This is a genomic window from Sharpea azabuensis DSM 18934 (assembly GCF_000702165.1).
In the GTDB taxonomy this organism is placed as follows: Bacteria; Bacillota_I; Bacilli_A; order Erysipelotrichales; family Coprobacillaceae; genus Sharpea; species Sharpea azabuensis.
Window position 1 is genome coordinate 83,005 of the sequence record NZ_JNKU01000004.1, and the last position, 10,543, is coordinate 93,547.

7 protein-coding genes, 1 rRNA gene, 1 pseudogene, 1 riboswitch and 1 other annotated feature are annotated in these 10,543 nt (G+C 38.1%); of the genes and pseudogenes, 4 read left to right on the plus strand and 5 right to left on the minus strand.

From position 1 onward, the window contains the following. Nucleotides 1–61: 61 nt before the first annotated feature. From cytX to thiM, 5 genes are read right to left on the minus strand one after another with little or no spacing between them, the layout of a single operon-like run. Complete coding sequence (cytX, locus tag T529_RS0101945) at nucleotides 62–1,228, minus strand: putative hydroxymethylpyrimidine transporter CytX (RefSeq protein ID WP_033161932.1); 1,167 nt, start codon at nucleotides 1,226–1,228, stop codon at nucleotides 62–64. Further along, nucleotides 1,218–2,030, minus strand: coding sequence for a bifunctional hydroxymethylpyrimidine kinase/phosphomethylpyrimidine kinase (gene thiD, locus T529_RS0101950; protein WP_033161933.1), 813 nt, complete (start codon nucleotides 2,028–2,030; stop codon nucleotides 1,218–1,220). The genes cytX and thiD overlap by 11 nt, the downstream gene beginning before the upstream one ends. Beyond that, nucleotides 2,027–2,677, minus strand: a complete 651-nt coding sequence (locus tag T529_RS0101955; RefSeq protein WP_051646796.1) for an HAD family hydrolase — start codon at nucleotides 2,675–2,677, stop codon at nucleotides 2,027–2,029. Before T529_RS0101955 ends, thiD begins: the two co-directional genes overlap by 4 nt. Continuing rightward, nucleotides 2,670–3,320 carry a thiamine phosphate synthase gene (gene thiE / locus T529_RS0101960; protein WP_033161934.1) on the minus strand — a complete coding sequence of 217 codons (651 nt, stop codon included), beginning with the start codon at nucleotides 3,318–3,320 and terminating at the stop codon, nucleotides 2,670–2,672. Before thiE ends, T529_RS0101955 begins: the two co-directional genes overlap by 8 nt. Further along, entirely contained in the window at nucleotides 3,307–4,128 is an 822-nt protein-coding gene (thiM, locus tag T529_RS0101965; protein ID WP_033161935.1) for a hydroxyethylthiazole kinase, read from the minus strand. Before thiM ends, thiE begins: the two co-directional genes overlap by 14 nt. 63 nt (nucleotides 4,129–4,191) lie before the next feature. After that, nucleotides 4,192–4,296: riboswitch (TPP riboswitch) on the minus strand. A 94-nt stretch (nucleotides 4,297–4,390) separates the two neighbouring features. After that, nucleotides 4,391–4,580 (plus strand) — a binding site (T-box leader). Between thiM and metG the strand changes: the two are divergent. From metG to T529_RS0101985, 4 genes and pseudogenes are all read left to right on the plus strand, one after another. Next, nucleotides 4,543–6,540, plus strand: a pseudogene (gene metG, locus T529_RS0101970) (methionine--tRNA ligase); the annotation flags it as partial. (Overlaps the previous feature by 38 nt.) Nucleotides 6,541–6,659: 119 nt before the next feature. Continuing rightward, complete coding sequence (locus tag T529_RS0101975) at nucleotides 6,660–7,799, plus strand: anaerobic ribonucleoside-triphosphate reductase activating protein (protein WP_033161937.1); 1,140 nt, start codon at nucleotides 6,660–6,662, stop codon at nucleotides 7,797–7,799. Between the two features lie 11 nt (nucleotides 7,800–7,810). Then, a complete protein-coding gene (locus tag T529_RS0101980) occupies nucleotides 7,811–10,180 on the plus strand; it encodes a ribonucleoside triphosphate reductase (RefSeq protein WP_033161938.1) in 2,370 nt (789 codons plus the stop codon). A 200-nt stretch (nucleotides 10,181–10,380) separates the two neighbouring features. Next, nucleotides 10,381–10,543: ribosomal RNA gene (locus T529_RS0101985) — 16S ribosomal RNA — on the plus strand; the annotation flags it as partial.

Below are 10,543 nucleotides of genomic sequence, written 5' to 3' on the forward strand. Positions count from 1 at the left end.
GCATAATATAGTTTTTTGAAATGTTTATGAACGAAATAATAGCTTTTTACTTATTTGTCATTTATGATTTCATGAAATGAAGCTTATAGACAACATACGTGAGAACGCCAGTACTTAATAAATCAACAATCGTATACCCAAGGATAAACTCATAATGCATCAACATTCGATAACAAATAAAACCAATAAGCCAGATGAGTAAATTCATCCATTGATAGTCTTGATTCTCACAATGATCATGAAAGAAAAAGAAACTGACAATCATGACAGCAATCATTGGTGTAAATATAGAACCAATAAAATAAAGAAAATTCGTAATATCATCCATCGGAAATACTATGGCACAAAGTGTACCAATAAGCGCAACAATCAATCCCACAATACGTCCATCAGCTTTAGATGTGATAGATTGAAAGGAAATACCGGCAGAAAGGGCATCAAGGAATGTGGTTGTAACGGTTGAAAGAATAATGATGATCAGTGCGGCAATGCCAAGACCAGCTTTCAACATAATCTTGGCAATATCACTTTCACCTGTCATCATGGCTGCCATCATGCCAATAAGAAACATCCAGCTGCTTGTTAGCGAATATGTTAGGGCACTGATGAGTGATGCTTTAATAGGCTCTTTAGCTTCTTTAGTATAATCGCTGATTACAGGTAACCAGGAAAGGGGCATTGAGATAGAAAGTTCTAAGGTGGCAGAAAAACTTATTGTTTCAACAATCTGTGTATTGTGGCCCTGTCTGACAATGGTGAAACATAGCACAATCGTTAATACAAAGAGTGCCATCATCGCAATACTGTTGACCTTGCCTAAGTTCTTGATACCAATAAAAATCCATAAACCAATCAGCCCACCAATGACAATACACCATAATGCCTGATAGCCATGAAACAAAGATGCTGCTGATAAAGAACCATCATAGATCATAATTGCTGTCCAGCCAACAAGCTGTACTACATTCAGTATCGCAAAAAGCAAGCCACCCTTCTTGCCAAAGCTCATTTTTACTGAATCCATGGCACTCTTACGACTGCTGCCTCCAATAATACCAGCTAAGAAAAACAATATACCACCAATAATATGTCCTAAAACAATTGCTAGAATGCCTTTTGTAAGACCTAAAGGGGCAAGATAGGTACCTGTTAGTATTTCAGCAATGGAGACACCGGCACCAAACCAGATCAAGCCATTATCTAAGAGTGATATCTGTTTATTCATCATTAGCTTCCTCACTATAAATTCCCTTTAAATTGACATTATGCATCATTGGACCACTGCCAGCCCCTAGATCTAACATTGCACTAAGAGCTAATGAAAGATAATCTTTTGCCCTCTGTATGCTTTCTTGAATTGTAAAGCCTTTGGCAAGATTAGCAGCGATGGCACTTGAGAGTGTACAGCCTGTGCCATGGGTATTATTGTTGGGGATTCTTTTACCATAGAACCACTGATATGTATTGTTGATATAGAGTAAATCATTGGCATCATTAAGCTGGTGACCACCTTTACATAATACAGCACAGCCATATGTATCATAGATCTTATTAGCTGCTTTAAGCATATCCTTGCTACTTGTGATCTTCATATGAGAGAGAACTTCTGCTTCAGGAATGTTAGGTGTAATAAGATTGGCAAGGGGAATAAGTTCTTCTTTTAATGTATGAATTGCCTCATCACTAATGAGCTTTGCCCCGCTAGTCGCTACCATTACTGGATCAAGCACTATATTTTTTGGATGATAGTATTGTAGTTTTGTAGCAATCACATGAATCAAAGCAGACTGACTGACCATGCCAATCTTAACTGCATCAGGGTAAATATCTTCAAATACAGCATCTAACTGGGCTTCTAAAAATGCTGGCGTACTATCAAGTACAGCACGCACACCGGTCGTGTTTTGGGCAGTGAGGGCAGTGATGACGGATTCACCATAGACACCATTCATACACATTGTTTTTAAATCAGCCTGAATACCAGCTCCCCCACTAGAGTCTGAACCGGCAATTGTAAGTGTCACTTTCATAATATATTTCCTTCTTTCAATTGATTTATGAGTTCGTAAAAGTTTATGGCATCAAAATCAACAATAGCTTTAATCGCATTATTGTCTTTCCAACTTGCCTCATCATATATATGTGCAACAAGAAAAGAAGCATTCTTAGCACTTCTGATAGCTATATACGTATCTTCAACAACTAAGATATCTTGATTATTTAAATGAAGATCATGAGCGATATTAAGATAGATATCAGCTGTTCTTTTGGAAGCACAGGCATAAGCTTTTTGAAAATAATGGTAAACATGTAATCTTTTTAGTGCTTTCTTGATGAGTTGGAGATGTCCTGTTGTGGCCATGATAATGGGAATATGATATTGGGAGATTAACTCTAAGAAGTCTTTCGCCCCACTCTTTAATTGCACTTGATGAAGATAGAATGCTTCAAGTTCATTAATAAGTCCTGCTTTTATTACTTTTTCTGTTTGTCTGAGGTGATAGTGTTCTTTTAAATAATGTGTTGCTTCATCAAAACTCATGGGAAAAAGAATTGTATTGAGATGCACATTGGCTTGAATGCCTAATGAGGCAAGATAGCGTTTGCCTAAGTCTTCCCATATAGGCATTGAATCCAACAATGTACCATCGATATCCATAATGACAGCTTTAATCATAAAGCATCTTCCTAGTCTCTTCTTTAAGCTCAATGCATGCTTGTTTAATATCATTTTGAGCAAAGATAGCAGAAATGACAGCTATACCAACAATGCCACTATGCTTCAGTTGATGAACATTTGATTTACTAATCCCCCCAATCGCAATAACAGGTATATGAACAGCTTCACAAATGGCATGAAGAGTATCCATGCTGACATTCTTTGCATCAGCTTTACTGCCAGTTGGGAAAATAGCGCCAACACCTAAATAGCTTGCTCCACACTTTTCTGCCGCAATAGCTTCTTCTACCGTCTCTGCCGATACACCAATGATTTTAGTGGGTCCTAAAAGTGCACGGACATTTCCTGCTTCCATGTCTGATTGTCCGACATGAACTCCATCAGCATTGATTTCTTTGGCCAAAGCAACATCATCATCAAGGACAAAAGGCACATGATAAGCTTTACAAAGTGCTTGAATATCTATTGCTTCTTGTAAAAAGGCATCATGACTTAAAGCCATATCATCTTTTTCTCTTAATTGAATGAAGGTTGTTCCACCCTGAATAGCTTCCTCAACCGCATCATGTAATGATTTATTTTTGAGCCAATGTCGATCAGTGACACCATAAAGCATTAAAGCCTCTTTAACGCCATTCATAACGTGCACCTTCCTCTAGTGTTTTACCATCCATATGATAAAGCGCATCAATGATATGATTACGATAACTTGCATTACCTTCTCCTTCAGTTAAATAGCGATAGCCGATTTCTCCAGCTAAGCCCATTGTACAAATTGCGGCTGCAGCAGCTTCAAGCTTGTTGTCGCTATTAGCGGCAAGAAAAGCGGTCATGATTCCAGAAAGCATACAGCCAGTACCAGTAATGCGGCTCATTTCTTTACGGCCATTATAAATGATAAAGCAGTGTTCACTATCTGCAACAAGGTCAATGGCACCGGTGATGGCAATGATTTTATTGGTCTTTTTTGCATAGTTCATTGTGAAATGAACCATCTCGTTCATATTATCCTGTGTCACGACATCAGCTTCACTGGCATCTACTCCTTGTGTTGAAGCAGCACCAAGTGCCAACGCCTTAAGCTCAGAGACATTACCACGAACAACATCAAAAGCAATCTCATCCATCAAGGAAGCGGCAGTGGCGCTACGCAAAGAAGAAGCCCCAGCACCAACAGGGTCAAGAAGTAAAGCATGATGAAGTTCACTCGCCTTTTTACCAGCAATCTTCATGGCTTCAATGGTATGCTTGTTGAGGGTACCAATATTGATATTGAGGCCATCACAAATACTAGTAATCTCCTCAACCTCTTCTCCTTCATCAGCCATAATTGGACTTGCCCCAATCGCAAGCAGGGCATTCGCAACATCGTTTACCGTAACATAGTTCGTGATATTGTGAATGAGCGGTTTCTTCTTTCTGACATTTTCTAGACAATCTTTAAACATATACATATCCCTCCTTCAAGAGCTCTTGTGACGAAAAAAGCGCATCACCAAATAAGTGATACGCTAAAAAAACATGTGTTATCCCTACGTTGGCATTATCCAAATCAGGTCAAAGGGTTTAAGACACATATGTCTATTCTCAGCAAGATAGCTCCCCTATCAATTGTCTACTCTATTTTATATCTTGTTGGTAATAGGTGTCAATGTATCCTGAAATTGGTATTTCATTGACATGAGGGTTTGAGTTTGTTAAAGTTAGGAGGTAAAAGCAAGGAACAGAAGAGATTAAGGGTATCCTTTTAGAGAGTCTATGGCTGGTGGAAATAGATAGGAGAACTTATGAAGATGAACTGGGAGCTGCTGCTTCTAACAGGAGTAGACGTTAACTCGCGTTAAGAGAATGAGAGTCCGCAAGGAAATAAAGGTGGTACCGCGAGCAATTCGTCCTTTTGTGAGGGCGTTTTTTTATACAATAAAGGGGATGACAGAATGAAAGACAAAAAGAATTTTTATCTTACAACAGCCATTACATACACATCTGGTAAACCTCATATCGGTAATACCTATGAGATTGTTCTAAGTGATGCAATTGTAAGACATAAGAGACAGGAAGGCTATAACACATATTTCCAGACAGGTACTGATGAACATGGTATCAAGATTGAAAAGAAAGCGAAGGAAGCAGGTCTTGAACCAAAGGCATATGTTGATAAAGTATCAGCTGAAGTCAAACGTATCTGGGATTTAATGGATACAAGCTATGATCACTTCATCAGAACAACGGATGAATATCATGTCAAGCAAGTCCAGAAAGTCTTTAAGAAGCTCTATGATCAGGGTGATATTTATCTTGATTATTATGAGGGCTATTATTGTGACGCTTGTGAATCTTTCTTTACCGAAAGTCAGCTCGTTGATGGTAAGTGTCCTGACTGTGGTGGTGAAGTGCATTTAGCGAAAGAAGAAGCTTATTTCTTCAAGCTTTCTAAATACCAGGATCGTTTATTACAGTATTATAATGACCATCCTGAATTCATTGAACCTGAAAGTAGAAAGAATGAGATGATCAATAACTTCCTTAAGCCAGGCTTACAGGATCTTTGTGTATCAAGAACTTCATTTAAGTGGTCCATTCCTGTTGATTTTAATCCAAAGCATGTTGTTTATGTATGGATTGATGCTTTAATCAACTATATAACTGGTCTTGGTTATGATGTTGATGGAAATAATGGTGAACTTTATAATGAATTCTGGCCTGCTGATGTCCATGTTATTGGTAAGGATATTGTTAGATTCCATACGATTTACTGGCCTATTCTATTAATGGCTTTAGATTTACCTTTACCTAAACAGGTCTTTGGTCATCCATGGTTATTAATGGGTGAAAGCAAGATGAGTAAGCATCTAGGTAATGTCATTTATGCGGATGACTTGGTCGAGATGTTTGGTGTTGATGCGGTTAGATATTATCTCTTGCATGAAATTCCATATGACAATGATGGTTCAATTACTTGGGACTTGTTGATTGAACGTATTAATGGTGATCTTGCCAATATTCTTGGTAACCTTGTTAATCGTACACTTGCTATGAGCAATAAGTATTTTGGTGGTATTGTGGAAGATCGTGGAGTTAGTGAACCCGTTGATGATGAACTGAAACAGACAGCTCTCAATATGGTGCCTAAGTTCAATAAACTGATGGATGAATATAAGCTTGCGAAAGCTATTGATGAAATCTTTGTCTTATTAAGACGTACAAACAAGTATATTGATGATACAACACCATGGGTTCTTGCCAAGGATGAAAGCAAGAAAGATCGTCTTGCGACAGTCCTCTATAACTTAACAGAAGCAATTCGTTTCGCAGCTGTCACATTAGAGTCCATCATGCCTTCAACAAGCAAGAAGATATTAGATATGATCAATACAGATCAAAGAGACTTACTCAAGCTTGATACATTTGGTCTCTATCAGTCAGGTACAAAAGTCACTGATCATCCAGAAGTACTCTTTGCCCGCTTAGATCCAAAAGAAGTCATGGCTAAGGTCGAAAAACTTAATCCACCAAAACCAGTTGTTGAAAAAAAGAAAACACCAGAAATCACAATTGATGATTTTGGTAAGATGGAATTGGTTGTTGGTGAGGTTGTCAAATGTGAAAAGCATCCAAATGCCGATAAATTGCTTGTTTCACAAATTAATGTTGGTGATGAAACAAAGCAGATTGTATCAGGCATCGCTGATGCCTATAAACCTGAAGACTTTGTTGGAACTAAGGTTATTGTTGTGAATAACTTAAAACCTGCAAAGCTAAGAGGTGTGGAATCACAGGGCATGATTCTTGCTGGTGGCAAGGGCAAGAAGCTTAAAGTCGCAACGGCTGATTTACCTGTTGGCACAATTATTCATTAGAAATGAGATCTATCACTTTAGTGGTAGGTCTTTTCTTTTGAATTTTGAAAAAGATTGAAGGGAGCTAGAGTGAATGATAAAATTATGTTAGTTGGAAATCCAACTAACGGAGGCATCACATGGATAAAAGTACGGATTTGCTGGTGAATAATTCTATTCTTTATCGTTGTACACAAAAATACTATGATCAGCAGCTAGCACAATATGATGTTGGTTATGGCCAGGTTGTCTATCTTATCATGATTTATGAGCATGAGGGCATTACCATGAAGGAGTTAGCCAAAATGGGCTCTTTTGACAAAGGTACAATCACAAAGGCTATCAGCAAGCTTGAAAAGCTTCACTATGTACGTCTAGAAGAGAATGTGAAAGACAAACGTTCAAAACTTCTCTATACAACTGATCAAGCTAAAGAACTGATTACGAAAATCTATTTAGTAAGAAAAGAATGGTGGGAACACCTTAATAATGGCTTAGATGTCGAAAGTAGTGATTTATTCGCAGAAGTGATGCAGAAAGTTGTCGACAAAGCACAAAGCTATACGGATATTGAAAATGAAGCGGTGCATTTCTTTGGCTTACAAAAATTAACATTACTGGATTATCCTGGGAAGATGGCTTGTACGCTTTTTACCGGTGGATGTAATATGAAATGCCCTTTTTGCCATAATTCGGAATTGGTCTTTTTACCAGAAAGTATGATGGAAATTAATCAAGATGATATTGATCAGTTCCTTGATAAACGTCAAGGATTGCTTGAAGGTATTTGTATTACTGGTGGTGAACCACTCATTCATCCAGGCTTAAAAACAGCTATTGCGAAGATGAAAGCAAAGGGCTATAAGATTAAATTGGATACTAATGGGACTTATCCTGACTACTTGAAGGAACTTATTGAAGAAGGCCTTGTGGACTATGTCGCCATGGATATCAAGAATGCCCCGGCAAAGTACGCCATGACTGCTGGTGTTGAACAGCTCAATCTTGATGCAATTGAAGCAAGTATGCACTATCTTATGGAAAATCATATTCCTTACGAATTCCGCACAACAATCGTAAAAGAATTTCATGAAAAAGAAGATATTGAGTCAGTTGGAAAATGGATCAAAGGGGCTAAATCCTATTATCTACAAAATTTTGAAAATAATGAACATGTCATAGACAATAGCTTACATGCAGTAAAAAAAGAAGTATTAGAAGACTATAAAAAAATCCTTTTACAATATGTTGAACATGTTGAAATAAGAGGCGTTGAATAGGAGTTGATTATATGTATAAAGTTGTGAAGAGAGATGGCAGTGTGACCGACTTTGATATCAATAAGATATCTCGGGCAATTGAGAAAGCCTTTCAATCACTAAGCAAACATACCCATCCTTCCGTTATTGATATGTTGGCGTTAAGAGTGACAAGTGATTTTGAAAAGAAGATTAAAAATGATTTGATTGCTGTAGAAGATATCCAGGATTCAGTCGAAGCTGTATTGTCACAATCAGGTTATGGTGATGTCGCAAAAAGCTATATTCTCTATCGTAAACAAAGAGAAAAGGTTAGAAATATGAAATCAACAATTCTTGACTACAAGGATCTTGTTGATAGCTATGTCAAAGCAACAGACTGGCGTGTCAAAGAAAACTCAACAGTAACATATTCTGTTGGCGGTTTAATTCTTTCTAATAGTGGAGCGATTACCGCAAACTATTGGTTAAGTGAAATCTATGATGATGAGATTTCAAATGCCCATCGTTCCGGTGATTTTCATATCCATGATTTATCGATGCTGACTGGTTATTGTGCCGGTTGGTCACTTAAGCAGCTTATTTGTGAAGGTCTGGGTGGCATTCCAGGTAAAATCACTTCTAAGCCTGCCAAGCATCTGGCAACATTATGTAATCAAATGGTGAATTTCTTGGGGATTATGCAGAATGAATGGGCAGGTGCTCAGGCTTTTAGTTCTTTTGATACATATTTAGCACCATTTGTGAAAACGGATCATTTGAATTATGATCAGGTTAAGAAATGTATTGAATCCTTTATTTATGGTGTGAATACACCATCAAGATGGGGAACTCAAGCCCCCTTCTCTAACATCACACTGGATTGGGTCGTTCCAAATGATTTAGCTGAACTCAATGCGATTGTTGGTGGGAAAGAAATGGATTTTCGTTATAAAGATTGTCAAGCTGAGATGGATATGATCAATAAGGCCTTTATTGAAGTCATGGTCGAAGGAGATGCAAATGGGAGAGGCTTTCAGTACCCTATTCCAACCTATTCCATCACCAAGGACTTCGATTGGTCAGAAACAGAGAATAATAAGTTATTATTTGAAATGACAGCAAAGTATGGAACACCCTATTTCTCAAACTATATCAATAGTGACATGGAGCCTAGTGATGTAAGAAGTATGTGCTGTCGCTTGCGTTTGGATTTACGTGAATTGAGAAGAAAATCCGGTGGTTTCTTTGGTAGTGGTGAATCGACGGGATCAGTAGGCGTTGTGACAATTAATTTGCCAAGAATTGCCTATTTGGCTGAAGATGAAGAGGATTTCTATAAACGTCTTGATCATATGATGGATTTAGCAGCACGTTCATTAAAGATTAAACGCGATGTTATTACAAAGTTATTAGAAGAAGGGCTTTATCCTTATACAAAGCGTTATCTAGGAAGTTTCAATAATCATTTTTCGACCATTGGTTTAGTTGGTATGAATGAAGCTGGATTGAATGCGAAATGGTTAAAAGCCGATTTAACACATAAGGAAACACAAATCTTTGCGAAGAATGTTTTGAATCATATGCGTGAAAGATTGGTGAAGTATCAGGAACAGTATGGTGATCTCTACAATCTTGAAGCAACCCCAGCTGAATCAACAGCCTATCGTCTTGCGAAACATGATAAAGAGAAATACCCAGGTATCATAACAGCAACAAAAAGTGATACACCTTATTATACAAATTCATCACATTTACCAGTAGGTTATACAGATGATATTTTTGAAGCATTAGATATCCAGGATGAACTTCAAACGCTTTATACATCCGGAACGGTCTTCCATGCATTCTTAGGTGAGAAATTGCCGGATTGGCGTGGAGCAATGATGCTTGTAAGAAAGATTGCGGAAAACTATCGTCTTCCTTATTATACAATATCCCCTACTTATTCTATTTGTGAGGAACATGGCTATCTTGCAGGAGAACAGCCAGTTTGCCCTATTTGTGGAAAACCGACAGAAGTTTGGAGCCGTATTACAGGATATTATCGTCCGGTGAAGAACTGGAATGCTGGAAAGACACAGGAATGGCATGAAAGAAAAACATATGATATGGGACATTCTGTATTAAAAGGTAGAGATCTGAAAGTAGAAAAAGAAGTACATCAAGAACATCTACAACCTCATGAAAAAGAAAGATTATATCTCTTCACAACAAAAACATGTCCAAACTGTCGTATTGTGAAAAAGATGTTAGCTGAAGCCAATATTCCTTATGAACTCATTGACGCAGAAGAAGAAGTAGAATTAACGCGTCGATTCTCCATTATGCAGGCACCAACACTTGTTGCGGTAACGGATAAACAATATAGAAAATATACAAATGCATCAAATATAAGGAAGTATATTGAATCGAGTAAATAGTCCCAGATAAAACTGGGATTATTTTTTTGAATATTTTTAATTTTTTGCTTGCATTATATTATTATGCGTGGTACTATAGGCGAGCAGTCCCGAGAGGGACGCAGCCGAACACTGATAACTGAACAGAAACACGTCAGATAAACAAGAAAAGACATTCGGAAGAATGCAAGCAATAGAGAGAGCTAGATGCTCTCCATGAGACGATGGAGAGTTTGATCCTGGCTCAGGATGAACGCTGGCGGCGTGCCTAATACATGCAAGTCGGACGGAGCGCTTCGGCGCTCAGTGGCGAACGGGTGAGTAGCACATGGGCAACCTGCCCTTCAGAGGGGGACAACAGCTGGAAACGGCTGCTAAGACCGC

What these genes read in the sequence shown, in the direction of transcription:
- thiE (WP_033161934.1), bottom strand. Translation starts at nt 3,320, where the DNA reads ATGAATGGCGTTAAAGAGGCTTTAATGCTTTATGGTGTCACTGATCGA.
- cytX (WP_033161932.1), bottom strand. Translation starts at nt 1,228, where the DNA reads ATGATGAATAAACAGATATCACTCTTAGATAATGGCTTGATCTGGTTT.
- thiM (WP_033161935.1), bottom strand. Translation starts at nt 4,128, where the DNA reads ATGTTTAAAGATTGTCTAGAAAATGTCAGAAAGAAGAAACCGCTCATT.
- T529_RS0101980 (WP_033161938.1), top strand. Translation starts at nt 7,811, where the DNA reads ATGTATAAAGTTGTGAAGAGAGATGGCAGTGTGACCGACTTTGATATC.
- T529_RS0101975 (WP_033161937.1), top strand. Translation starts at nt 6,660, where the DNA reads ATGGATAAAAGTACGGATTTGCTGGTGAATAATTCTATTCTTTATCGT.
- T529_RS0101955 (WP_051646796.1), bottom strand. Translation starts at nt 2,677, where the DNA reads ATGATTAAAGCTGTCATTATGGATATCGATGGTACATTGTTGGATTCA.
- thiD (WP_033161933.1), bottom strand. Translation starts at nt 2,030, where the DNA reads ATGAAAGTGACACTTACAATTGCCGGTTCAGACTCTAGTGGGGGAGCT.